Annotated in this window: 21 protein-coding genes and 2 pseudogenes; 7 read left to right on the forward strand and 16 right to left on the reverse strand. The window is 61.9% G+C overall.

The window, feature by feature from the left end:
* Nucleotides 1-21: 21 nt before the first annotated feature.
* Both ACESQ2_RS10915 and ACESQ2_RS10920 read right to left on the reverse strand, forming a co-directional pair.
* Nucleotides 22-1,126, reverse strand: a pseudogene (locus ACESQ2_RS10915) (LLM class flavin-dependent oxidoreductase).
* A 145-nt stretch (nt 1,127-1,271) separates the two neighbouring features.
* Nucleotides 1,272-2,165, reverse strand: a complete 894-nt coding sequence (locus tag ACESQ2_RS10920; RefSeq protein WP_032694743.1) for a LysR family transcriptional regulator — start codon at nt 2,163-2,165, stop codon at nt 1,272-1,274.
* Between the two features lie 254 nt (nt 2,166-2,419).
* On the opposite strand from ACESQ2_RS10920, the gene ACESQ2_RS10925 reads away from it, so the two are divergent.
* Together ACESQ2_RS10925 and ACESQ2_RS10930 are read left to right on the forward strand one after the other, a co-directional pair.
* Entirely contained in the window at nt 2,420-3,016 is a 597-nt protein-coding gene (locus ACESQ2_RS10925; protein WP_049069698.1) for a cysteine dioxygenase, read from the forward strand.
* A gap of 1 nt (nt 3,017) precedes the next feature.
* The gene (locus tag ACESQ2_RS10930) at nt 3,018-4,598 is read left to right on the forward strand and encodes a rhodanese homology domain-containing protein (protein ID WP_373170421.1); all 1,581 of its coding nucleotides are present in this window, start codon (nt 3,018-3,020) and stop codon (nt 4,596-4,598) included.
* A 197-nt stretch (nt 4,599-4,795) separates the two neighbouring features.
* On the opposite strand, the gene ACESQ2_RS10935 is transcribed toward ACESQ2_RS10930, so the two are convergent.
* From ACESQ2_RS10935 to ACESQ2_RS10975, 9 genes and pseudogenes are all read right to left on the reverse strand, one after another.
* Complete coding sequence (locus ACESQ2_RS10935; protein ID WP_224260749.1) at nt 4,796-6,199, reverse strand: DUF1996 domain-containing protein; 1,404 nt, start codon at nt 6,197-6,199, stop codon at nt 4,796-4,798.
* Nucleotides 6,200-6,279: 80 nt separating this feature from the next.
* On the reverse strand, nt 6,280-7,017 hold the full coding sequence (locus ACESQ2_RS10940; protein ID WP_014229693.1) for a polyphenol oxidase family protein: 738 nt from the start codon (nt 7,015-7,017) through the stop codon (nt 6,280-6,282).
* A 162-nt stretch (nt 7,018-7,179) separates the two neighbouring features.
* Nucleotides 7,180-8,376 (reverse strand): 3-(3-hydroxy-phenyl)propionate transporter MhpT, encoded by a 1,197-nt coding sequence (gene mhpT / locus ACESQ2_RS10945; protein WP_025108197.1) that lies wholly within the window; start codon nt 8,374-8,376, stop codon nt 7,180-7,182.
* A gap of 74 nt (nt 8,377-8,450) precedes the next feature.
* Nucleotides 8,451-9,465, reverse strand: a pseudogene (mhpE, locus tag ACESQ2_RS10950) (4-hydroxy-2-oxovalerate aldolase).
* Nucleotides 9,462-10,412 carry an acetaldehyde dehydrogenase gene (gene mhpF, locus ACESQ2_RS10955; protein WP_025108198.1) on the reverse strand — a complete coding sequence of 317 codons (951 nt, stop codon included), beginning with the start codon at nt 10,410-10,412 and terminating at the stop codon, nt 9,462-9,464. Before mhpF ends, mhpE begins: the two are co-directional and overlap by 4 nt.
* A complete protein-coding gene (gene mhpD / locus ACESQ2_RS10960) occupies nt 10,405-11,211 on the reverse strand; it encodes a 2-keto-4-pentenoate hydratase (protein ID WP_014229697.1) in 807 nt (268 codons plus the stop codon). Before mhpD ends, mhpF begins: the two co-directional genes overlap by 8 nt.
* A gap of 9 nt (nt 11,212-11,220) precedes the next feature.
* Complete coding sequence (gene mhpC, locus ACESQ2_RS10965; RefSeq protein WP_046878606.1) at nt 11,221-12,087, reverse strand: 2-hydroxy-6-oxonona-2,4-dienedioate hydrolase; 867 nt, start codon at nt 12,085-12,087, stop codon at nt 11,221-11,223.
* A 17-nt stretch (nt 12,088-12,104) separates the two neighbouring features.
* Complete coding sequence (mhpB, locus tag ACESQ2_RS10970; protein WP_004851708.1) at nt 12,105-13,049, reverse strand: 2,3-dihydroxyphenylpropionate/2,3-dihydroxicinnamic acid 1,2-dioxygenase; 945 nt, start codon at nt 13,047-13,049, stop codon at nt 12,105-12,107.
* A 1-nt stretch (nt 13,050) separates the two neighbouring features.
* Nucleotides 13,051-14,715, reverse strand: a complete 1,665-nt coding sequence (locus ACESQ2_RS10975) for a bifunctional 3-(3-hydroxy-phenyl)propionate/3-hydroxycinnamic acid hydroxylase (protein ID WP_032720598.1) — start codon at nt 14,713-14,715, stop codon at nt 13,051-13,053.
* Nucleotides 14,716-14,905: 190 nt separating this feature from the next.
* On the opposite strand from ACESQ2_RS10975, the gene ACESQ2_RS10980 reads away from it, so the two are divergent.
* The 4 genes from ACESQ2_RS10980 (at nt 14,906) to ACESQ2_RS10995 (ending at nt 18,614) form a co-directional block, all read left to right on the forward strand.
* Nucleotides 14,906-15,712, forward strand: coding sequence for a DNA-binding transcriptional regulator (locus ACESQ2_RS10980; RefSeq protein ID WP_224260751.1), 807 nt, complete (start codon nt 14,906-14,908; stop codon nt 15,710-15,712).
* A 97-nt stretch (nt 15,713-15,809) separates the two neighbouring features.
* A complete protein-coding gene (locus tag ACESQ2_RS10985; protein WP_373170426.1) occupies nt 15,810-16,868 on the forward strand; it encodes an ABC transporter substrate-binding protein in 1,059 nt (352 codons plus the stop codon).
* A complete protein-coding gene (locus ACESQ2_RS10990; RefSeq protein ID WP_286116060.1) occupies nt 16,861-17,865 on the forward strand; it encodes an iron ABC transporter permease in 1,005 nt (334 codons plus the stop codon). The genes ACESQ2_RS10985 and ACESQ2_RS10990 overlap by 8 nt, the downstream gene beginning before the upstream one ends.
* Nucleotides 17,865-18,614 (forward strand): ABC transporter ATP-binding protein, encoded by a 750-nt coding sequence (locus ACESQ2_RS10995; protein WP_046878602.1) that lies wholly within the window; start codon nt 17,865-17,867, stop codon nt 18,612-18,614. The genes ACESQ2_RS10990 and ACESQ2_RS10995 overlap by 1 nt, the downstream gene beginning before the upstream one ends.
* Here ACESQ2_RS10995 and ACESQ2_RS11000 read toward each other — a convergent pair.
* From ACESQ2_RS11000 to ACESQ2_RS11015, 4 genes are all read right to left on the reverse strand, one after another.
* Nucleotides 18,598-19,338 carry a substrate-binding domain-containing protein gene (locus ACESQ2_RS11000; RefSeq protein WP_046878601.1) on the reverse strand — a complete coding sequence of 247 codons (741 nt, stop codon included), beginning with the start codon at nt 19,336-19,338 and terminating at the stop codon, nt 18,598-18,600. The genes ACESQ2_RS10995 and ACESQ2_RS11000 overlap by 17 nt on opposite strands.
* A 59-nt stretch (nt 19,339-19,397) precedes the next feature.
* A complete protein-coding gene (locus tag ACESQ2_RS11005; protein WP_286116056.1) occupies nt 19,398-20,234 on the reverse strand; it encodes a shikimate dehydrogenase in 837 nt (278 codons plus the stop codon).
* 31 nt (nt 20,235-20,265) lie between these two features.
* Nucleotides 20,266-21,585 carry an MFS transporter gene (locus tag ACESQ2_RS11010; protein WP_004851724.1) on the reverse strand — a complete coding sequence of 440 codons (1,320 nt, stop codon included), beginning with the start codon at nt 21,583-21,585 and terminating at the stop codon, nt 20,266-20,268.
* Nucleotides 21,586-21,664: 79 nt separating this feature from the next.
* Complete coding sequence (locus ACESQ2_RS11015; RefSeq protein ID WP_373170430.1) at nt 21,665-23,518, reverse strand: bifunctional sugar phosphate isomerase/epimerase/4-hydroxyphenylpyruvate dioxygenase family protein; 1,854 nt, start codon at nt 23,516-23,518, stop codon at nt 21,665-21,667.
* A 126-nt stretch (nt 23,519-23,644) separates the two neighbouring features.
* On the opposite strand from ACESQ2_RS11015, the gene ACESQ2_RS11020 reads away from it, so the two are divergent.
* Nucleotides 23,645-24,283, forward strand: coding sequence for a TetR/AcrR family transcriptional regulator (locus tag ACESQ2_RS11020; RefSeq protein WP_014229708.1), 639 nt, complete (start codon nt 23,645-23,647; stop codon nt 24,281-24,283).
* A 26-nt stretch (nt 24,284-24,309) separates the two neighbouring features.
* Here the strand turns inward: ACESQ2_RS11020 and fumD are convergent, their stop codons facing one another.
* Entirely contained in the window at nt 24,310-24,522 is a 213-nt protein-coding gene (fumD, locus tag ACESQ2_RS11025; RefSeq protein WP_004851729.1) for a fumarate hydratase FumD, read from the reverse strand.
* Between the last annotated feature and the right edge of the window lie 50 nt (nt 24,523-24,572).

Genomic DNA, 24,572 nt, shown 5'->3' on the forward strand with positions numbered 1-24,572 from the left:
TCCGTCAACCGCCGCGCCCAGTCATCGCTTGTCTGACCGATCACGAGGCGCGCTCCGCCACGGCGCGCAGGGCGGCTTTTTCGCGGGCGATCGGCAGCAGCGCTTTACCGTACTCCTGAGCATCGTTGAGCGGGTCAAATCCGCGGATCAGGAAGTTGCGCACGCCGAGGTCGTAGTAATCGAGCAGCGCGTCGGCGACCTGTTCCGGAGTGCCCACCAGCGCGGTGGAGTTGTGGCCGCCGCCTACCAACTGCGCGATCCCGGTCCACAGGCGTTTATCCACCACCTTGCCCTGCGCCGCCGTCGCCCGCAGACGCTGCGCCCCGACGCTGTCGGGCTTGGCTTTGAAACCGCCTCCGCTCTGCGCCGCCCGCTCGGTGGCAACGTGCAGGATATGCTCGGCTTTCTCCCAGGCCTCGGCTTCGGTCGCGGCGATAATCGGCCGGAACGAGACGCTGAAGTCGATTTCGCGCTGATGTTTCGCCGCCTCGGCCCGCACGCGCTGGATGGTTTCCGCGGTTTGCGCCAGCGACTCTCCCCACAGGGCGAAGACGTTGGCGTGCTTGCCGGCCACGGCGATGGCCGCTTCCGACGAACCGCCGAAATAGAGAGGGATATGCGGTTTTTGCAGCGGGCGAATGGCCGACCACGCCTGTTCCGCCTGATAAAAGTCATTGGCGATATCCACCGGCTGTTCGGCGGTCCACACCTTGCGGACGGTCTCAAGGAAGGCATCGGTACGCGCATAGCGCTGGTCGTGATCGAGGTAATCACCGTCGCGGCGCTGCTCGGCGTCATTGCCGCCGCTGATGATATGTACCGCCAGACGGCCGCCCAGCAGGTGTTCAAGGGTAGCGAACTTACGCGCGGCGAGGGTCGGCGAGACAAAACCGGGACGATGAGCCAACAGGAAGCCGATCTTTTGCGTCGACAGACCCGCCAGCGCGGTCACCAGGAATCCGTCGGGTTGATCGGACCAGTGGCCCACCAGCAGGCGGTCAAACCCGGCGGCCTCGTGGGTTTGCGCGAAACGCACGATGTAATCGCGGTCAAAAATCGGGCCGACCGGGGCGATGGTTTCCGACGACAGGCGGTGGCCGATCATGCCGAGAAATTGAATGCTCATGCAGAACTCCTTGTAGCAGGATAATGAGTGGGCCGCCGCGGCGGCGCGTTTTCATTACCCTATACACGGGCTCTTAATGAACAAAATGCATTTTTATCATATCTTAATATGCGAGATAAGCATTTATAAAAATTATATATACGTTTCAGCCAGATACGTTTAGCTGCTGAACGACTTTGCCGGCGAAAAAAGTCAGCGGCTGGCTCAGATTAGCCAGATTCTGCGCGTGAACCAGCCACAGATGCACCTCGGGCTGGAAATCCGCCAGCGTCAATACCGTCACCTCATCGCGCCACGGGCTGGCGGCCAGCGCGGCGCGCGGCACCAGGCCAAGCCCCAGCCCCTGCGCCACGAGGCTGATTTGCAGCTGGGCGCCCGCGGTCTCGACATTCAGCGCCAGACGCAGCCCCTGGGACTGCAGCTCGCGGATCAGCCCGGCCCGCAGGCCGCAGCCGTCGGGATTGAGCACCCAGCCTTTTTCCGCGCAGTCGCGCAGCGCCCCGGCGTGAAGACGCCAGCTTTTAGCCGCAATCACCACAATATCCAGCGGGCACAGCAGGCGCCCGCCGTAGCCCTCAGCAAAGCGTTGCTGTTCCGGCCCCATCGCCAGCACGCCGTCCAGCTCGACGCTTTCAAGGCGCTTTTGCAGCAGCCCGCTCCAGCCGCAGGTCACCTGCGGTCGCAGGGCGGGAAACTGCTGGCGCAGCGCGCTCAGCGCCGGCTGCAGGGCAATTTCCGCCACGCTCTGCGGGACCCCGAGACGCAGGATACCGTGCGGCTCGGCCTCGGGGTCGAGCAGGCCGTACAGCTTTTTGGTCTCCCGCTTGATGCTCAGGCACTGCTCGTAAACCCGGTGCCCGGCGGCGGTCAGGGTGAGCGGCCGGGTCTGACGCTCCAGCAGCGTTACGTTGAGGGTTTGCTCAAGACGCTGCAGACGACGGGTAATCGCCGATTGGGTAATACCGAGATATTCCGCGGCCTGGTTAAGCGAGGAGAACTGCACGGTGGCCAGCAGTGCGTCAATGTCGTCGATGCGCATAGCGTCCTTAAAGCCTGGCCCATCAGAGCTATTTTGCTTGCCATTTTGAACCTGGGCAGTGCTCAGAATCCTCACGTACTACGTGTACGCTCCGGTTCTTCCGCGCTGGCCGTGTTCAAACTGTCTACGCCAATGACGCTTGATGGGTAGGCTATCAATGTTATTTTTGCATATTAATATATGCGGAAATTGCATTTTAATTATATTAACGCCTTTGCTAGCGTAAAGACCAGTCCCGACAACAGGAAGCGACCATGACCGCACCGCGAGTGGAAAAATTACGCCAGTTTATTCAAGACCTTGATGCCCTGCATCGCGAATTTGCCGATGAACAGCCCCTGCTCGACGCCGTGGCCCTGCGCCTGGCCGCGCTGGTGAAAAAGGATGACTGGCTGCCGGAGGAGTACACCCTGCCGCATCCCCACCACTATCAGCAGTATCTGCTGCATGCCGATTCCGGACAGCGTTTTTCCATTGTCAGCTTCGTCTGGGGGCCGGGGCAATCGACGCCGATTCACGATCATCGGGTGTGGGGCGCCATCGGCATGCTGCGGGGCGCGGAGGAGAATCAGCGCTACCGCCTGGACGAGCGCGGCCAGCCGGTGCTCAGCGGCGTTGCTGAACGCCTTTCCCCTGGCGAAGTGGAAAAAGTCTCTTCCCGCGACGGCGATATTCACCGGGTGAGCAACGCCCTCGCGGATAGCGTCTCGATCAGTATTCACGTTTACGGCGGCAATATCGGCGGCGTCAGGCGAGCGGTTTATACCCCGGAAGGCCTCGTCAAACCTTTTGTCTCCGGCTACTCCAACCGCCACTTACCCAATATCTGGGATCTCTCAAAGGATAATTAATATGCCCACCTGTTCTTATCGCCCGGCCGCCCAGCTGCGCCAGGCGCTGCTGGACGGCGCCGAGCTGGCGCTGATCGACGTTCGCGAAGAGGCCGACTTTGCCCGCAGCCATCCGCTGTTTGCCGCTAATCTGCCGCTCAGCAAGCTGGAGCTGGATATTTTTCGGCGCGTGCCGCGCCTGACGACGCCGATTACCGTCTATGACGGCGGCGAAGGTCTGGCGGAGCGGGCCGTCGAGCGCCTGCAGAGCTGGGGCTACGAAGATGTCGCCCTGCTGGAAGGCGGCCTGCCGGGGTGGCAGCGCAGCGGCGGAGAGCTGTTCCAGGATGTGAATTCGCCGAGCAAAGCGTTCGGCGAGCTGGTGGAGAGCGAGCGGCATACCCCCTCGCTGAGCGCCGGAGAAGTGCAGGCGCTGCTCGATGGTCAACAGGAGGTGGTTGTCGTCGACGCGCGCCGTTTCGATGAGTATCACACCATGAATATTCCCGGCAGCATCAGCGTACCCGGCGGGGAGCTGGCGCTGCGCATTGAGGGCCTGATTCCGTCATCGCAGGCGACGGTGATCGTCAACTGCGCGGGGCGCACGCGCAGTATTATCGGCACGCAGTCGCTGCTCAATGCCGGTTTGCCCAATCCGGTCTACGCGCTGCGCAACGGCACCATCGGCTGGACCTTAGCCGGGTTTGACCTTGAGCGCGGCCAGCAGCGGCGTTATGACGCCGATTTTCGCGCCCCAGCCGAACGCGCGGCGGCGGTGAGGCAGCTGGCGGAGCGCGCCGGCGTCGCCTTTATAGACAGCCCACCCCTTCAGCGCTGGCTGCGGCAGCCCGCCCGCACCACTTACCTGTTCGACGTCCGCAGCCCGGAGGAGTACGCCGCAGGTCATCTGCCGCTGAGCGTTAGCGCGCCCGGCGGGCAGCTGGTGCAGGAAACCGACCATTTCGCCAGCGTGCGCGGGGCGCGCATTGTGCTGATTGCCGATGACGAGATACGCGCGCCGATAACGGCGTCCTGGCTGGCGCAGATGGGGTGGGAAGTGGCGGTATTACGCGATGCGCGCGCGGAAGATTTTAGCGAGCGCGGTACCTCCGCAGGCCGCGTACCGCCGGGTCCGCAGGCGGAGGTGATTGCCCCGCAGCAGCTGGCGGCACAGCTGAGGGAGCCGGGAACCGTGGTGCTGGACTTTACCACCAGCGCCAACTACGTCGCCCGGCATATTCCCGGCGCTTACTGGCTGGTGCGTTCACAGCTGCGCCAGGCGCTGGAGGTGCTGCCTTCCGCCGAGCGTTACGTTGTCACCTGCGGCAGCAGCCTGCTGGCCCGCTACGCGGTGCCTGAGGTTGCGGCGTTAACCGGTAAACCAGTGCAGCTGCTGAGCGGCGGCACGCTGGCGTGGATTGACGCCGGGCTGGCGCTGGAGCATGGCGAGACGCATCTGGCGACGCCGCGCAGCGATCGCTATCAGCGCCCGTATGAAGGTACCGATAACTCACCCGCGGCAATGCAGGCCTACCTCGACTGGGAGTTCGGCCTGGTTGAACAGCTGAAGCGCGATGGCACGCACGGGTTTAAAGTATTGTGATGTCCCCCGCTCGCGCTGCGCTTAGCGGGGCTACGGGCTCACCGCCGTCTGCCATACCGTAGCCCGGACAGATGCGCAGCATCGCCTCCGGGAAATTATGCCGCACTGCGCTTTGCTCCCGGGGGCGGCGCAAGCGCCTTGCCCGGGCTACGGGTTCACCACCGTCTGCGAACCCGTCGCCCGGGGAAGGGCCGCAATCAGATCTCCGGGGTATTTTTAAAGCCCATCAGCATCAGCATCGGCTCCTGCTGTGAGTCCGCCGGGTCGAAATGGTAGCGATTGCCCTGGCGGTCGCCGCCGATATACCACGAGATCTCGGTTTTGCCTTCCGCCAGCGCCTTGCGCACCGCTTTATCGACATCCACCATCCGGTATTCGCGTTTGGAATTGAGGTACAGCGACGCCTCCGAGCTGTAGTTGCAGGGCGGGCGATGATTCCAGGTCACGCTGTTCGCGCTCCAGTCGTTGCTCGCCGGATAGAAAAAGATCTGATCCGCGCCGTTGGTTTCCACTTTTCCGCCGTAGATCCGCAGCTGATATTTAAACAGCGAGGCGTCCTGATCCTGCGGCAGCGGCGGGATAGGGAATTTCACCAGCGTCATGGTTTCCGGATTGTGCGTGCGCCCGCCGTTTTGCCAGTTATCGCTGACCACCAGGTTTTCCGGCGCGGCATGGGCGACCGTCGGCGCGGTGCTGTCCACCAGCGCATTCTCCTTCGCCGTCGTGAAGCGATACGGCACCGCGCTGCCGCAGTCGATCCCCTTGTTCATGCAGCGCTCGGTCATATAGTGCGCCCCTTCCACCGTCCAGCCGTTCATAAAGTCCGCGTGCGCCGTATAGATACTGCCCCAGCGCTCTTCGCGCTTCTCACCGTCCATGATCGGATCCAGGGAGAGCTGAATCTTCGCGGTATCCAGGGATGTAATCTGCGGCAGAACGTAGGCCACATTCATATTCACCGTCGGGATTTTCACCGGATAGTCGCTCGGACAGGCGCCGTTGACGTCGTATGCCGCGTTACTGTGCCCGTGAGCCGGTTTGAGATTGACCCCATCCCAGCAGTTGGGGAACTGAATACCGATATTAAACTGTACCGCATCGCCACCTTTACGCAGCCCACAGACTTCTCCGGCCTTGTTGCTGTAGCCTTTGCCGTTAGCGCACAAAAAGGTGATGCGCGAGTTGGGCGCCGAACCGTGGTGATCGCCCGCCAGCAGTTCGAGACCCGCCGGGAACGGGTGCAGCGGATACTGTTCCACTTTGGTGGTCTGATAGTAGGTTTTTTGATACGCCGGCGTCACCACCTGACCATCCGGCAGCTTCATCGATGGCACCCAGTAGGCGGAACCGTCGGCCTTGTTATCGCAGGTGGTTTCCGGCTGGTCGCGCAGCGTCTGATAGGTGGAAACCGCATCGGTATGGGTATTACCAAAAAAATCATGCCACATGGCCTGATTCGGTTTGCCGAACATCATGATGGCGTCATCGCCCAACGTATGGTGATAAGCGCAGACCACGTGGGCCTGCGGGCCGGCATGAGCGGAAAACGCGCCGGCAACCAGCAGCGGCGCGAGAGTTAAAGTGAACGCGTTCAATTTCATTTTGCAATCCTCCTTGTTTGAAGGAGTGCAGAGATAGCAAACGCCCGCCGATGTTACACATCATCAAACATCATTTCGTCTCATCGGCCCGCCCCATCAGGCTCGCGCATGATCCATGAGTACTGAAATGACTTCGGCGCCGGGAAATGCGTGCGCCGACGAAACGACCCCAGCCGCTGCGGCGTGCAGTAGGTGCAGCTCCCCAGCCACTCCATGTTTTCCTCCGGTACGCCCGCGCTGCGCAGCAGGAGGTGGGCAAAAGCCCGCAGATCGAACCACGCATTGTCGCCCGCGGTCGCTTTCGCCTGCTCCCCCTCCGACGCCGCCTGATGGGACAGGAAGAGCTGCTCCCGATGGCGTTTTGCCAGCTCGCCGGCGGGCATCGCCAGCAGCGCCTGGTAGAAGTCGCCGGTGACTTCATAGCAGCAGGGGTGAATATGCGGCCCGCTCACCACCACCAGATCTTGCGGGTCGACGTGATAACGCTGAAACAGCGCGAGGCTATTTTCGATAATCCCGCTGGCCGCGCCGCGCCAGCCTGCGTGCACGCTGCAAACATAGCGCCCATCGCGCGACGCCATCAGCAGCGGCAGACAGTCGGCGGTCACCACGCCCATCTTTTGCCCGCTGACGGCGGTAAACATCGCATCGGCGTGGGGGCGCTCCGCCTGCGGCGCCCGATACTCATGTACGATATTGCTGTGAACCAGTTTAACCGGCGCCATTTCGCTATAGGGAAAGGCGGCGGTTTCATGAACGTCGAGAAAGGCGTAGCGGATACCGGGGATATCGCTCAGTAAGCGGGATGTAAAAGACATGATGCTCGGAAGAATCAATGGATGATGATTTAACCTATGCCAAAGTAGCGAGATGCGCAAGGCGGATTCCCGGGCTCGCGCTGCGCTTAGCCGGGCTACCCATCCGGTAGTCCGGGCAAGGCGCGGCTTTACCGCGCCGCCCCCGGGAATCAGCGAAAATGCTCAGGCCAGCGCCGTGCGTTTTTGTCGGCTCATCAGCCAGAACACCGCCGCGCCCGCCAGCAGAATGCCGGGAGCGGACGCAGCCATCACCCCGACGGTGCCGGTGCCCAGCGCCAGCATTTTGCCCGCCAGCAGCGGACCGCTCATCGCGCCGAGGCGGCCAATCGCCACCGCCGTCCCCACGCCGGTGGCGCGGATTTCGGTGCGATAGAACAGCGGAGCCAGCGCGTAAAGCACGCTCTGGCCGCCGGTGGCAAACAGTCCGGCGACAAAGCCGGAGAAGAGCATTGCGGTCAGCGAGGACGCGGTCCCCAGCGCCAGCAGCGACGCCAGCATGCCGGTATAGATCAGCAGCGACATCCACAGCGGGCTGAGCTTATCCATCAGCGCCCCCAGCAGCAGCGTGCCGCAGGCGGCGCCAAACTGCAGGACAAACATCACTCCCGCCGCCTCGCTGGGGCTGAACCCCTGGCCGACTAGCAGCATCGGCAGCCAGTTGATCAGCATATAGACCACCAGCAGCGTGAAAAAATAGCACAGCCACAGCAACAGCGTGGCGGTAGCGTTGCCCGGCGCGAGGAGCGTGCGCAGCGGCACGCCCCGCGCGCTGCGCTGAAACACCGGCGATTCCGGCAGCCAGCGCAGCAGCAGCGGCACCAGCAGCAGCGGAACGATACCGCCGATCCAGAACACCGTTTGCCAGGCCGCGGCAAGGCCGAAAAAGCCCAGCGCCGCCGCCAGCGCCGCGCCGATGGGGACGCCGCAGTACATCAGGCTGACCGCCCTGCCGCGAAAGCGGGGGCCGGCGGCCTCGGAGGTTAAGGCAATCAGATTCGGCAGCGCCGCGCCCAGGCCGACGCCGGTCAGCAGCCGGGCCAGCAGCAGCGTGGGATAATTCCACGCCAGCGCGGTAGCGATTGAGAACAGGCCAAAGAGCAGCACCGAGCCCAGCAGAATTCGCTTGCGGCCATAGCGATCCGCCAGCATGCCGCCCACCAGCGCGCCGGGCAGCAGGCCGAGGATCCCGGCGCTGAAAATCCAGCCCATCTGCATTTTATCCAGCGCGAACGCCTGCGCCATGCCTACGGCGGCGATGCCTGCCGCCTGCAGATCCAGCCCTTCCATCAGGGCCACCATAAAACAGAGCCCGACGGTTAACATCAGGCGCGAATTGCTTGCAGTCGTTGTTTGGGTCATAGGGTACCTTTGCGATATCCGGACAAGCGGAGCAGGTGAATGGCGGCTGATACGTTGCCAGCCGCGCGTTGCTTTTATTTGCTGCGGTTAAGCAGATCCAGCGCGACGTCGACGATCATATCCTCCTGACCGCCCACCATCCGCCGCTTGCCGAGCTCGACGAGGATATCCACCGCGCTCAGGCCGTAGCGCCCGGCGGCCGCTTCGCTGTGGCGCAGAAAGCTGGAGTAAACCCCGGCATAGCCCAGCGCCAGCGTTTCGCGGTCAACCCGCACCGGGCGATCCTGCAGCGGGCGCACCAGCTCATCGGCGGCGTTCATCAGAGCATACAGATCGGTACCGTGATTCCAGCCGAGCTTATCGGCGGCGGCGATAAACACCTCCAGCGGCGCGTTGCCCGCCCCGGCCCATCCCCGCCAGGCTGGCATCGATACGGTCGCAGCCCTCTTCCACCGCGGCGATGGAGTTGGCCACGCCGAGACTGAGGTTATGATGCGCGTGCATCCCGGTGGCGGTTTCCGGCTTCAGCACCGCCTTGAGGGCGCGGAAGCGATCGCGAATATCGTTCATGTTCATCGCCCCGCCGGAATCCACCACGTAAATACAGGTGGCGCCGTAGGATTCCATCTTCAGCGCCTGCTGCGCCAGCTGTTCCGGGGAGGTCATATGGCTCATCATCAGGAAGCCGACGGTGTCCATGCCCAGCTCGCGGGCGAAGGCGATATGCTGCGCGGAAACATCCGCCTCGGTGCAGTGGGTCGCCACGCGCACCACCCGCGCCCCGGCCTGATACGCGTTTTTCAGGTCGTGCAGGGTGCCAATGCCGGGTAGCAATAAAGTGGCGATCTTCGCCTGGCTGACCGACTCCGCCGCCGCCTCAATCCACTGCAGGTCGCTGTACGCGCCGAAGCCGTAGTTAAAGCTGGAACCCTGCAGGCCGTCGCCGTGGGCCACCTCTATCGAATCGACGCCCGCGCAATCCAGCGCCCGGGCAATCTGGCGCACATTGTCGAGCGAGTATTGATGACGAATCGCGTGCATCCCGTCGCGCAGGGTCACGTCTGAGATATAGAGTTTTTTGCCGTTCATGCTGCTTCTCCCGCCGCGTCGTTCATCGCCTGGGCCATTTTTTCCGCCGTCGCCAGCGCCGCCGACGTCATAATATCGAGGTTACCCGCGTAGGCTGGCAGATAGTGCGCCGCCCCTTCGACCTCGAGATAAACCGCCGTTTTCAGGCCGGAGAAGCGGCCGACGCCCGGCAGGTTTACCGGTTTATCTTCCGGGATGACCTCAAACTGCACCTGCTGCTTCAGGCGATATCCCGGCACGTAGGCCTGCACCGCCGCCGCCATCTCGGCGATCGACGCGGCAATCGCCTGCTGCGATGCCGCTTCGCTCAGGACATAAACGGTGTCGCGCATCATCAGCGGCGGCTCCGCCGGATTCAGCACGATAATCGCTTTGCCTTTCGCCGCGCCGCCCACTTTCTCAATGGCCTGCGAGGTGGTTTCGGTAAATTCATCAATGTTGGCGCGCGTCCCCGGCCCGGCGGATTTGCTGGCAATTGAGGCGACGATCTCCGCATAGTGCACTTTTGCCACCCGAGAGACTGCCGCCACCATCGGGATGGTGGCCTGGCCGCCGCAGGTCACCATATTGACGTTGCCTTCGGCCAGATTGGCCTCGAGATTGACCACCGGCACGCAGTACGGGCCGATGGCCGCCGGGGTCAGGTCGATCACCCGGATCCCCGGCCTGGCTTCCCGCAGCGCGGCGTCGTTTTTCACGTGCGCTCCGGCGCTGGTGGCGTCAAAAACCACATCGATATCGGCGAATTCCGCCATCTGCATCAGGCCGCCAACGCCCTCGTGCGTGGTGGCGACGCCCATGCGCCGGGCGCGGGCCAGGCCGTCGGACTCAGGGTCGATGCCGACCATTACCGCCATCTCCAGGTGCTGCCCGTGGCGCAGAATTTTGATCATTAAATCGGTGCCGATATTGCCGGAGCCGATAATGGCGACTTTACGTTTACTCATCACTCTCTTCCTCTTTGGCGACAAAGGTCGCCGCCACTGAACCTAAACCGTCGATATGGGCGGCAAAACGATCGCCGGCGGTAATCGCCACCATCGGGCCTAACGCCCCGGTCAGCACGATATCCCCCGCCCGCAGCGGCTCGCCGAGGCTGGCCATTTTGCGCGCCAGCCACACCGCCGCGTTCAGCGGATGGCCAAGACATTCGCTGCCGCGCCCGCTGGAGACCTCTTCCTCGTTACGGGTCATGCACATCGCGCAGTTTTTCAGATCCAGCCCATCCGGGCGCCGCGCCGGGCTACCCAGCACGTAAACGCCGCAGGAGGCGTTATCGGCGACCGTATCGACAAAGCCAATCGACCAGTCGCGAATACGGCTGCCGACCACCTCCAGCGCGGGAAGCACCCAGTCGATGGCGGCGTACAGTTCATCAAAGGTGGTATCGGCATGCGGCAGATCGCGTTTCAGCACCAGGGCGATTTCGGCCTCCACTTTCGGCTGCAGCACCCGGGAGAACGGCACGTCGGCGTTATCGCCGTAGCACATGTCGGCAAAAAGGGTGCCGAAGTCCGGCTGGTCAACGCCCAGCTGCTGCTGCACTTTAGGATGGGTCAGTCCCACCTTGCGTCCCGCCACCCGGCGGCCGTTCGCCACGTGGTGCTGCACGTTCATCCGCTGGATGGCGTAGGCCGCTTCCGCGTTGTCAACGCCGAGCGCATCGCGCAGCGGTTCAATCGCCTGGCCGCGGCTTTCCGCCTCACGCAGACGCTGCGCCAGTTGTTCAAGAGATAAGGTTGTCATCAGCACTCCTCAGGTACGCGCCAGAAAATCGAGCACCAGCTGGTTAAAGCTCTCCGCGTGCTCCCACTGCGCCCAGTGGCCGCAGTCGCGATAGATATGCAGTTCGGAACCGTTAATACCCGCCAGCAGGCGCAGCCCGGCGTCCATCGGTACAAAGCGATCGTTACGCCCCCAGACGATCAGGGTCTGCGCGCGGATTTCGCCGAGACGCGGGCTAAAATCCGGGAACTGCTTCGGGTTGGCTTCCAGGCTTTTGACGAAATTATCCAGATGCTCCCGGCGCGACAGCATATTATTGAGGCGCGCTTCAAACAGCGCGTCAGTCAGATCGCGGGTATCGAAGACAAAGATGTTCATCATCTTTTTCAGGTTTTCGATGGTCGGCTCACGGTACAGGCCGTTCAGCAGCTTGATGCCTTCCGTCGGCATCGGCGTAAACAGGCTCATGCCGCCGGTTCCGCCGCCCATCAGCACCAGTTTGCCAACGCGCTCCGGCCAGCTGAGGGTAAAGGCCACCGCGCTGTGTCCGCCCATCGAATTGCCCAGCAGATGCACTTTGCTGATATCCAGCTGGTCAATCACGCTTTTCAGCACCCTGGCGTTCAGGTCGGAACGGGAGCCGCGGTTGACGATAGAATCGCTTTTTCCCCAGCCGGGGCAGTCCAGCAGAATGACCCGGTAGCCCGCCTCGACCAGCGGGTCGATATTGCGGCTAAAGTTGGCCCAGCCGGTAGCCCCGGGGCCGGAGCCGTGCAGCAGGACCACGGTTTCGTCGCCCTCACCGCAGTCATTAAAATGGATGCGTAATGTTTCTCCGCCCTCTTCCACGTTGAGGAAACGGCTGGTGGCGGCTTCGGTTTGCGGTTGGTAGCTCATCATATTCTCCCGTTAATTCAGTTCTGCGCGGCGGCGCTCAGCGAGCCAAATCCGGCAATCCACTCGGGGATTGGTCGGTAATAGCGGCCTTCGCAGCGCCAGCGGCCAAATGCGGATAGCGCGGCAAAGGCGGCCACCCAGGTTTTAATTTCGTGCGTCGATTTCCCGGCCATTGCCGACAGCTCTTCGTTACTGACGGCATCCAGCTCCGCCAGCCGCCCCTGCTCCAGCAGGCTCATAAAGCGGGTATCCCAGACGGGGTTGAGCGGATAGAGCGAGTTCTGGTCCTCGATAAACTGCTTCGCCGCGCTGATGACCCGCTGCTGGCGCAGTTCACGCTCGTCCGGCGGCAGCTGCCTGCCGCTGCCCAGCAGCCGGTCGCGCATATGGGCATCGGCCTTCGCCAGCTCCGGTACCGGCGGCTGATGCGACAGGCCGCCGGAGCCGAGAATTAATACCCGTTTATTGAGGGTGGTCAGGAAGCGGCCAATGGCTTCGCCCAGCATGCGGGTGCGCTGAAAGCCCGGCAGCGGCGACGCCACGCCGTTGATAAACACCGGCAGAACCGGCAGGGTATCCAGCCCGCCGAGCAGGAACTCCAGCGGTTGCGCAAAGCCGTGATCCACCTGCATGCAGTAGGAGACCGCCAGATCGATGCCCTCTTTCATCACCGCGTGGGCGCAGGCCTCCGCCAGCGCCGTCGGCACCGGCAGAACGCCGCTGGCGCTGCTGAAGTCGCCGATAGCGGTCGCCCCGATGCCTAAACAGAACGGCGGCATCACATCGTAGAAAAAGCCGTTGTAGTGATCGGGAGCAAACAGCACCACCAGCTCCGGGTCGAAGGCGGCAATGCGCGCCCGCGCGTCGGCGATGGTGCCGTTCACTTCGTCCAGCACCGCCTGTTCCGGGTCAACGTAGCCCACCAGCGGGGTATGGGAGAGGCAATGAAGATACGCGTTCATATCAGGCCACCTGTTCAATCGTTGTTGCCGCCTGCGCGGAAGCCAGCTGCATCTTGCTCGCCAGCGCGTCGAGCTTTTTGCTCAGGGTTTGCGGGATGGCCACGGTGGCGACGAAGCGGTCCGGACGCACCACGGCAATGGCGGTATCGTGCTGCGCGAACCAGCTTTTCAGGCGGTTTTGCGTATCGCCGACGCGGATAACGCCGGGCACGTTGTCCTGATCGCAATGAATCTGCACCTCCGGCACCACCTGGATAAAGCGCACCCCGACCGCGCGCCAGCGGGCTATTTGCTCATCGTTGAGCCCCCACTGCGGATTACAGCCCCAGGCGATAATGGCGAATCTGGCGCCAATCACCTCATCGAGCAGCGTCACCTGCCCGTTTTCCAGCGTCACTTTCGGCTGGATAAACATTTTGCCGACCGGGGACGTTTTACTTTCGCCTTCCGCCAGCAGCGCGCCGTCGCGATACTGCGGCATCGGCTTGAAACGCATTTCAAGGAAGTAGCGTTTAACCGGCGGCAGATAGTTGAGCAGCCACGAAACGCCGTCGCGCACCGCGCCGTGCCAGCGTTTCGGCGGCGCCAGGACGTTGCCGGCGGTGACCGACAGGTCGATCATCGCTTTGGCGTGATCGCGCCGCTCCTGCTGGTAGCTGTCCAGCAGCGCCTCTCCGGCTTTGCCGTTCACCACCAGCGCCAGCTTCCAGGCCAGGTTAAAGGCGTCGCGCATACCGCTGTTGTAGCCCTGCCCCTGCCACACCGGCATGATGTGCGCCGCGTCGCCCGCCAGCAGTACGCGATCGACGCGAAAGCGTTCGGCGATGCGCGCGTTGTGGGTGTAGACGCGCTGGCGAATCAGCTCGACGTTATCCGGGTCCGGCAGCACCTTGCTCAATAGCTGGCGCATCTTGTGCGGCTCGCTGAGCTGGGCTTCAGTTTCGCCGGGCATGACCATAAATTCGAAACGCCGTACGCCGTGCGGCAGCGCGGCGGAGACGTACGGGCGCACCGGGTCGCAGCACAGGTAGACGTGCGGCGTCGCCAGCGGATCGTTGGCGATATCAATAACAATCCATTGATTCGGCGCGGTTTTGCCTTCGAAGGGAATATTCAGCGCGCGACGAATGAAGCTGGCTCCGCCGTCGCAGGCCACCAGCCAGTCGGCGCGCACGGTTTCCCGCTCGCCGTCGCTGCCTTTGAGGTTCAGGGTGACACCGTCACTATTCTGGCTAAAGGCCTCTACTTCGCGGGAAAACAGGCAGCGCACGTGGGGGAAACGGCTGAGGCCGTCATACAGCACCGCGTCCACCTGCGGCTGAATAAACGCATTGCGGCGCGACCAGCCAAACTCGTCGGTCATCGGCTGAATATCGGCAAAGCAGCGCCCTTTCGGGGTGAGAAAGCGCATCGCGTGCCACGGCGTAGTATGCGGCAGCACGTTGTCGACCAGCCCCACCGCCTGCATCGCCCGCAGCGCCTCATCGTCGATACCGATGGCGCGGGGATAATCGATCAGCGACTCGAGCTTCTCAATCAGCACGACGCTGACGCCCATCTGCCCGAGGTAGTTGGCGATGGTCAGGCCAACCGGACCGGCGCCGGCAATAGCGACCTGCGCGCTGTGCTGTACCGCGGGTTGAATATCAGGATTGGATGTTGTCATTTTCAAAACCTCACGCTTCGGACAAATTGCCGTCACCGCACAACCTCCAGCAGGGCAACTTGTTAAATAAATGTGAATTTATTTTTATTGTGAGGTCAGTATAGGGTCGGTGATTTGCGCTACAATCAAAACATTACCGGATGTGCACCAGGTGCACATGGTTGTTTATAATGATTTTTATAGAGGACGCATGAACGAAAACACTTCGGCAGATTACAAAACGGTGCGCGGATTGAGCCGCGGATTATTGTTATTAAATTTGTTAAATAAATTCGACGGAGGCGCGACGGTCGGCACCCTGGCCGAGTTTAGCGGCCTGCATCGCACGACCGTCAGGCGGCTGCTGGAAACGCTGCAGGACGAGGGTTACGTGCGCCGCAGCCGCTCCGATGACAGCTTTCGCCTGACGATTAAAGTGCGTCAGTTAAGTGAGGGATTTCGTGACGAACATTGGATTTCTGCCCTCGCCACGCCGCTGCTTGGCGAACTGCTGCGCGAGGTTTTATGGCCGACCGACATCACCACCCTGGACGTCGATGCGATGGTGGTGCGCGAAACCACCCACCGCTTCAGCCGCCTCTCCTTCCACCGGGCGATGGTCGGCCGCCGCCTGCCGCTGCTGCTGACCGCTTCGGGATTAACCTGGCTGGCCTTCGCGCCGGAACACGAACGAAGCCCGATTGTTGAGATGCTGGCCGCCCGGCCGGAAGCGGAGTATCAGCTGGCGCGCGAGCCGGAAAAACTGGCCGCCATCCTCGAACGCACCCGGCAAAACGGCTACGGCGAAAACTTTCGCGGCTGGCAGCAGGAGGAGAAAATCGCTTCCATTGCCGTCCCCATTCGCCGCCAGCAGCGGGTTATCGGCTGCCTGAACCTGGTCTATATGGCTAAAGCCATGACCATTGACCAGGCGGCGCAAAAGTACCTCGCCTCGCTGCAGAAGGTCGCTGCCCGCATAGAAGAACGGATGTCCGATGAAGAGGTGTTTTACCAATAACCTTGTCCATAGGGGGTAAATAGCCCGCCAGCCATTGCGCCCGGCTTCGTTATATATTTTAATATACAACGATTCTTCCTTTGCCGCTGAGCCCATCATGTCCAGACATCCGCGCGTTTTCTTTGCTATGGCGCTGTTAAGCGCCTGCCTGTTCACCAGTCAGGCCTTTGCCGACCGCACCCTCACCGACCAGCTGGGTCGTGAAGTCACCCTCCCCGACCACGTCACCCGCGCCGTGGTGCTCCAGCATCAGACCTTAAACCTGCTGGTGCAGCTTAACGCCGCTGAAGACGTCGTCGGCGTCATGAGCAGCTGGAAAAAGCAGCTTGGCCCGCAGTTTGCGCGCTTTATGCCGGCTATTGAGACACTACCGATGCCGGGCGATCTGACGCAGGTCAATATCGAGAGCCTGCTGGCGCTGCATCCCCAGGTGGTGTTCGTTGCCAACTACGCGCCGCAGGCGATGATCCAGCAGATCCAGGGCGCCGGGATCCCGGTGGTGGCGGTCTCTCTGCGCCAGGATGCCGCGGGTGAGAAAAACAAAATGAACCCGATGATGGCCGATGAAGAGCAGGCCTATAACGAGGGGCTGAAACAGGGGATCCGCCTGATTGGCGAAGTGGTCGGGCGTCAGGCTCAGGCCGAAGCGCTGATTCAATACACCTTCAGCGCGCGCAGGCTGGCTAACGCGCCGGTTGCCGATATTCCGCAAAACGAGCGGGTGCGGGTATATATGGCCAATCCGGACCTCAACACCTACGGCTCGGGCAAATACACCGGCCTGATGATGAAGCACGCCGGGGCGCTGAACGTTGCCGCCGCCAGCGTAAAGGGCGCGCGCCAGGTCTCGCTGGAGCAGGTGCTGCAGTGGGATCCGCAGGTGATTTTCGTGCAGGACCGCTACCCGGAGGTGGTCAAACAGATACAAAACGACCCGCAGTGGCAGAGCATTGACGCGGTCAAAAATCACCGCGTGTGGCTGATGCCGGAATACGCCAAGGCCTGGGGCTACCCGATGCCGGAGGCGCTGGCGATCGGCGAGCTGTGGATGGCGAAAAAACTCTACCCCTCACGCTACAACAGCGTCGATGTCGAGGCGAAGGCGCGGGAGTACTATCAGCGTTTCTACCGCGTGAAGTGGACGCCGGATGCGTAGTCATCGTCATCCGGCCCTGCTGCAATGTACCCTCGCGCTGGTGACGATCGTGATTGCAATCGCTTCACTCTGCCTCGGGCAGTATCCGTTAAGCCTGGCGGAAGTTTTTCGCCAGCTGGCGCATCTTTCTCCCCTCGACGGCGTCGCCGGCCAGGTGATGTGGTCGGTGCGGCTGCCGAGGATCGTGATGGCGCTGCTGGCCGGCGGCGCGCTGGGGCTGTGCGGGGCCACCTTACAGGGCGTGTTCCAGAATCCGCTGGTGGACCCGCATATCATCGGCGTCACCTCCGGTTCCGCCTTCGGCGGGACGCTGGCGATTCTGCTGGGGCTGAACGCCGCGCTGATGATGGCCTCGACCTTTCTCTTCGGCCTTGCCGCGCTGATGCTGGTCTATCTGATAGCCGCGCTGCAGGGGCGCGAAAGCACCCTGGTGCTGATCCTCTCAGGCATTATCCTCAGCGGCTTTTTTGCCGCCCTGGTGAGCCTGATGCAGTACCTGGCCGATAGCGAAGAGACGCTGCCGAATATTGTTTTCTGGCTGCTCGGCAGCTTCGCCACCGCCAGCTGGCACAAAGTCCTGCTGATGGCGCTACCGGTAGCCTGCGCCGCGATGGTGCTGTTTAAGCTCCGCTGGCGGATTAACCTGCTGGCGCTGGAGGAGAAAGATGCCCGCGGTCTGGGGGTTGCGGTGACCGGGCTGCGTCGCGGGGTACTGGTGTGCTGCGCGGTGCTGGTCGCCGCTCAGGTGGCGGTCAGCGGCAGCATCGCGTGGGTCGGGCTGGTGATCCCGCATCTGGCGCGGCTGCTGGCCGGCGCCGACCACCGGCGTCTTCTCCCTACCGCCTTCTGGCTCGGCGGCGGTTTTATGATCGTCGTCGATGACCTCGCCCGCACGCTGATCCAGGCCGAAATCCCCATTGGAATCATCACCGCGCTGCTTGGCGCGCCGCTGTTCACCTGGCTGCTGGTGCAGTCGCGACGCACAGGCGCGCGCTGATGGCCCTTTCCCTACAGTTAAGCAACCTGCTCTACGGCCATAGCCGACCGCTGTTCGCCCCTCTGAACCTGCAGTGCCGTTCCGGCGATATCTGGGCGGTGCTCGGCGCTAACGGCCGCGGCAAAAGCACTCTGCTCGATACCCTGACCGGGGTACTGACGCCGATCGGCGGTGAATTTACCTGCGCGGGCGGTCTCGCCATCGTGCCGCAGTATTTTCGCCCGGCTTTTGGCTGGCAGGTGCGCGACGTGGTGCTGATGGGACGGGCGCGCCACGTTAATCTGTTCGCTCAGCCAACAGCGGAAGACGAACGTGAGGTGCAGAAGGCGCTGGCGCAGCTGGGGATCGCGGTGCTGGCCGACAAGGTGTTTTGCGCGCTGTCCGGCGGCCAGCAGCAGTTGGTGCTTATCGCCAGGGCGCTGGTGGGCGCCAGCCAGAATATCCTGCTGGATGAACCCTGCTCGGCGCTGGATCTGGCCAACCAGCAGCTGGTGCTGCAGCTCATCAGCGACCTGGCCCATCGCCAGAAGCGGACGGTGCTGTTTACCACGCACGATCCGACCCACGCCCTGCAGGTGGCGAACCAGACCTTGCTGCTGCTGCCCGACGGTGAATGGCTGGCGGGAGAATCAGCCGCCGTGCTGACGGAAGCGAATCTTCAGCGCGCGTATGGTTTAGCGGTACGCAAAGTCCATCCTCCCGGGTCGGCGCTGCCGCTGCTGGCTCCGCAGTTTACGATTCGTCGTTGATAGGCAAAAAACCGGCGTTTTTCAGTAAGCGCTGCCCCTCCGCGCCGAGGATAAAGCGGCACAGCCGCTGCGCCCCGGCGCTCTGTTCAATCTGCGCCAGCAGGTAGTCGCAGCGAACATTCCACGCCGGCGGAATAAGCAGCGTGCGCAGATCGCTGCACGCCGCCATCTGCGCGGCATAGTGAGCATAGCCGATAAACAGGTCGGTTAAGTTTTCACGGATCAGCCACGCCCCGGCGATTTCTCCCGCCGGCACCGGCAGCGAGTCTCGGCCGCCTACCAGCGGCCGCGCGCGCGCCATGATGGCGGCACCGACGCCGGGACAGCGCTCTTCAATGTGGGAGAAAAGCTGCCAGGTGTAGTCGCCTGAAGGGTCGCAGCCCGGCGTTGAGGTTGCCAGGCGTAAGTCCGGGTCGCTGAGCAGCGCCAGCCACTCCCGCGTCTCGGTTGTTGCGCCGCGGCGGGCGGTCAGCATCAGCTGATTCCGGGCGAACAGATAGCACGCCCCGGCCAGCCCGGCCTGACGCAGCGCCTGCGGATGTTGGCTATTGGCCGAGGCGAACACCGAGCACGGCTCTCCGCCCTCAATGCGCTCGCGCAGCAGCCCTGCCGGACCAAAATGGACCTCGACCGGGATGCCGGTCTGTTGCTGAAAGCGCGCCAGCAGCGGAATGAAAGCGCTTTTCAGGCTTCCCGCCGCCAGCAGCGTTAGGGAGGGAGTCATAAGAACCATCGCTATATAGTCATAAATACAGCGCTATAATAACGCAGGTTCAGGCCATTTCAGTAGCGAATTTCCGCCAGTTCGCGCAGCTGTTCCGGCGTTGCCACCGGCAGGTTAAAGAAGCGCAGATAGGCCGGGATCATTTCAAACAGCATGTCGGTGCCGCGCTGAATGGGGCAGCCCGCCGCCTGCGCCGCCTGCAGTAGCGGAGTGAACTCCTGGGCCATAACCACTTCACCGACAAAGGTGCCCGGCGTCAGGCGCTGCGGGTCCAGCGGCAGCGGATCGCCCTCTTTCATCCCCAGCGGCGTGGCGTTAACCACCAGATCGTGCCCCTGCGGATCGCGCTGCATCAGCGTAATGTCCAGCCGAGGATAGTGCTCAAGCAGACGCCCGGCCAGCGCTTCCGCCGTCTGCGAACAGATATCGTACAGCGTCAGGGCGCTGACGCTCGCCGCCGCCAGCGATGCGGCAATGGCCGAGCCGACGCCGCCGCTGCCCACCACCAGCGCCCGCGCCCCTCGCGTCTGGAAACCTTTACGCGTGATACCGAGGACAAAGCCTTCGCCATCAAACATATCGCCGCTCAGCGTGCCGTCGGCTTCGGGACGGATCGCGTTACAGGCGCCCGCTATCGCCGCCGTTGGGCTAAGATGCTGCACCAGCCCGCAGGTGGCGATTTTGTGCGGCATGGTGACCAGCGCGCCAATAATATTGGTCATCTTAAACAGCATCGGCACAAAGGCGGCGTAATCCTCAGGCTTGACGCCCATCGGCACCACTTTGGCGTCAACCTGCTGATGAACCAACCACGGGTTGTAAATCATCGGCGCTTTAAACTTCGCGGTCGGATAGCCAAGATGCGCTATCAGCCGCGTATTTCCACTAATCACCATTCCCTGCTCCTTTAACAACGACTGCATCACGTTACTGCGAAAGTTCGATACGCTTGACATCGCCCAGAATAAAGACATAAGCCGCCACGCCCAGCAGCGCTGCGCCGCCGATATAAATCAGCGCGTAAAAGAAGTTGCCGGAGGCGGCAACAATGAAACCGATAATCAGCGGCGTCAGGATCCCGGCGAGGTTAGCGCAGAAGTTAAACAGGCCGCCGGTCAGACCGCCAAGGCCTTTCGGCGCGATGTCGGAGATTAAAGTCCAGCCCAGCCCGACCATCCCCTGACCAAAAAAGGCGAACGACATCACCAGAATTACCGCCAGATCGCTGGTCAGCCAGTTGGCGGAGATAATGGTGCTCGCCATCAGCAGACCGGCAATGATCGGCAGCTTACGCCCGAGGTTCGCCGAGCCGGTGGCCTTCAGCAGCTTATCGGAGACCCAGCCGCCGAACATCACGCCGCCCGCCGCCGCCAGAAACGGCATGATGGCGAAGAAGCCGACCTTAATCCACGGCATATGGCGCTCGGTGGCCAGATAGGTTGGAAACCAGGTCAGGAAGAAGACCAGCACCGTATTACCGGCAAACTGCCCGATGCTGGCGCCGAGAATCTGCCGTTTCGCCAGCAGCTGGCGGATCAGCGGCCAGCTAAAGGCGGTATGCTGCTCTGCGCCGGTGGACATTCCGCCGCCGTTGACGATGTGCTCGCGCTCCAGCTGATTGAGGTGTTTATCCTCATGCGGCTCGCGATAGCAGCGCCACCACACCAGCGCGAACATCACGCCGGCGGCGCCGACGCTAATAAACAGCGCGCGCCAGCCAAAGCTGCCCATTATCCAGAACAGCAGCGGCGCAAAACAGGCCAGCCCGAGATATTCGCCGACGGTATAGACCGCCGTCGCCTTGGCGCGCTCCTGCTGCGGGAACCAGGCGCTCACCACCCGGCTGTTCACCGGGAAACAGGGGGCTTCGCTGACGCCGAGGCCAAAACGGCACAGCAGCAGGGTTTTCAGGCCGACCGCCAGGCCGTGGAACATGGTGAATAGCGACCACAGGGTCAGCGCCAGAAAATAGGTGACTTTATTACCGAAGCGGTCAAGAAAGATGCCGCCGGGGATCTGCGCCAGCGCGTAGGTCCAGGCAAAGGCGGAGAATACGATGCCCATCATCGCGGCATCAATACCCAGCTCTGCGGTCAGCTGCGGCGCGGCAATCCCCAGCACCGTGCGGTCGAGATAGTTGATCATGGTGCCGACCGCCAGCAGCGCAAGGATACCGATACGCCGCCGGGAAGGCCGCGCGCCGGACGCGGCGGCCGCCGTCGTGTGATTATGGCTATAAGAGTTCATAGTCGTTTCCTGTCATAGGGTACAGCCGGATGTTGTTATTGTGTTTGCGACGTTGGGTTGTGAACCATTTGCTACATTACTAGGTGTACTGCATTGCTGACAAGCGTACAGCTGCATTTACAGCACCATAAAGTGCGTAACCGTTGCGCCGCTCGGTCAGTTCAAAGAAAAAGCGTCCGGCAGAAAACGGGCGGGTATATAGGTGCAGGAATTCACCGCCGCTTCCGTCACGATCGTAAAGAATTTGATGATTCTTCAGCAGGTTGACCTGAACATCCTCGCCAAAACGGGCCAACAGATCTTCATAGTAGTTCGCCGGGATCGGCAGCGCGTTGACCGCAACCGGAGCCAGGCTCGCGAGCGTGGAGGGTAAATCGTGGCAGGCAAACGCCGCGTGCTGTAAACCTGCTCCCTGATAACAGGCTACCGAACGGGCAATTTGCGTGGCGCGGCTTTGCGAAATATTGAGCGCGAGACGAATGTCGCCCTGCGGACTGCGCACCGCCAGGCTGCGCACCAGCCCGTAAGGATCGGGCAGGGTCTGCTCATGTTCGAGCGTAAAGCCGAATACGGTGCGGAAAAAGATAATCCAGTTATCGCGGCTGTCCGCTTCCATGCCGAGTGCCAGGTGATCGATACCCCGATAATCGTCGCGCGGCGTGACTTCTTTGCGCAGATAAAAATCGCGGGTGTAGATATCGTCCCCCATCTCAATCAGATAAATAAGGCTGCCGTCCGGGGCGCAAACCGCCGGGATGGGGCTTTCGTTCGGCCCGGCATCGCCCTGCCAGGTGGCGTAGCCTAAGGCGCGGGCCCGTTCCACGATCGCCGCGCTCTGGCTGACGCGCAGCGCCATGGCGCAGAGGGAAACCCCGTGACGCTGGTGAAAATGATCGGCCCAGCTATGCGGCTGGGCGTTAACCACCACCCTCGCCCCGCCGTTGCGCCAGAGGGCGACGCGTTTTGAGCGATGCGTCCCCTCTTCGGCAAAGCCGAGCTGCGTCAGCCTGTGTCCGAGTTCGCCCGCCTGCGCTGGCGTGGCGGCAAACTCGATAAACTCCAGCCCGGCGTAGAGGGGCAGTTCAGCGGGGGAAAACAGCGGCGCCCGGCTTTCCGGCAGCCGCTGACGGACCTGCTCTTCCAGCCACAGCAGCGAGCGATAGCCATCTTTCGCCGTCGCGCCGTTTGGCGATGCGCGGAAGCTGTCGTTAAAGATCTCCAGCGACCAGGGGCCACAGTAGCCGCGGCGGGTAAGATCGCAGGCAAACTCCACCAGCGGCAGCTGCCCCTGGCCGGGAAAACAGCGGAAGTGGCGGCTCCATTCGAGAATATCCATTTTCATCAGCGGCGCGTCGGCCATCTGTACAAAGGTGATTTTTTCCAGCGGCACATCCGCCAGCTGCGCCAGCGTATCGCCGCGCGCCAGCACGTGGAAACTGTCGAGCACGATGCCCAGCGCCGGGCTATCGACGCTTTTGACCCGCGCCCACGCCTGATGCCAGCGGTTGACGTGGGTGCCCCAGGCCAGCGCCTCGTAGCCAATCGTGATGCGTTCCCGCTCCGCCAGCGCAGCAAGGGCGCGTAAGTCGGCGACCTGCAGCTCGACGTCGGCGGAACAGTCCGGCTGAACGTTGCTGCACAGCAGCAGGGTGTCGCAGCCCAGCTCGTGCATAAGCGCAAATTTGCGCCTGGCGCGTTCCATGTTGGCGGCGAACTGGGCGCGGCTGGCGCCTTCAAAATCACGAAATGGTTGAAAAAGCGTGATTTTTAGCCCTAAATCTGCCGCCAGGTGGCGGATATCGGCCGGCGTACCGGTATAATAGAGCAGATCGTTTTCGAAGATCTCGACGCCCTGATAGCCCGCCGCTGCGATGGCATGGAGCTTTTCGGGTAAGGTACCGGAGATCGAGACGGTGGCGATGGAACGCAACATAGAGTCCTCGGGTCATTAGCTGACTTAGTGACCTGAATATGTATCATTTGGTTCAAATGCGCCATGATTGGTTGCAAAATTGTGATCAATATGTGTATTTTTTGCATCTCAAGAAAAGGAGCCGTTATGTCCGTCGTTGCTCATGATGAAGCGCAGTCTCTGAAAGAGCGGATCTTCGCCGCCGCCATTACCGTTTTCGCCGAGCATGGACTGTCGGGCGCGCGGATGGAGCAAATCGCCACCGAAGCGCAGACCACCAAACGCATGGTGGTCTACTACTTCAAGACCAAAGAGCTGCTTTATCAGGCCGTGCTGCAGCACGTCTACGCGAGGATCCGCGAAACCGAGCAGCAGCTCGGGCTGGAAAACGTACCGCCGGTAGAGGCGCTGGTGCAGCTGGTGAAGTGGAGCGTGCGCTATCACGCCACGCACGCTGACTATATGCGGGTGATCTGTATGGAAAACATGCAGCGCGGGAAATGGCTGAAAAGTTCAGGTCAGCTGAAACCGCTGAACCGCACCGCCCTGTCGATCCTGGAAGATATTCTTCAGCGCGGGCAGCAGCAAGGGGTGTTTCAGGCAGGGCTGGAAGCGCGCGATGTGCATCGATTGATCAGCAGCTTTAGCTTCTACCAGGTATCAAACTTTTATACGTTCAGCAGCCTCTACCTGGACGATCCGATGCCGGCTATTGATGATGAAGCGATGGTCGCCCACCACTGCGATATTGCCGTCAAGGCGGTTATTCGCTTTGTCATTTCCTGAAGCGCGCGGGAAGCGCCCGGCGGCGGCTAGTTTCCGGAAAGCGCATGGACCACCTTCTCCATCGCTTCCTGCGTCAGCGCGGAACGTTTGATTTTCGGGTTCGCCAGGGCGGTACGCACCACGCCGGCGATAACGATATGCTTTGGCTCCTGACCCAGGTCGCGCATCTCCAGCACGACTTTGCCCACTACGCGGCACATTTCCTGATACAGCGCCTCATCTTTGGCTGTGTTTCCCATTCTATTTCACTCTCAATTTTTCATTATCAATCAAATCATTATTGATATAT

This window comes from Klebsiella sp. Q11 (genome assembly GCF_964241505.1).
GTDB lineage: Bacteria > Pseudomonadota > Gammaproteobacteria > Enterobacterales > Enterobacteriaceae > Klebsiella > Klebsiella michiganensis.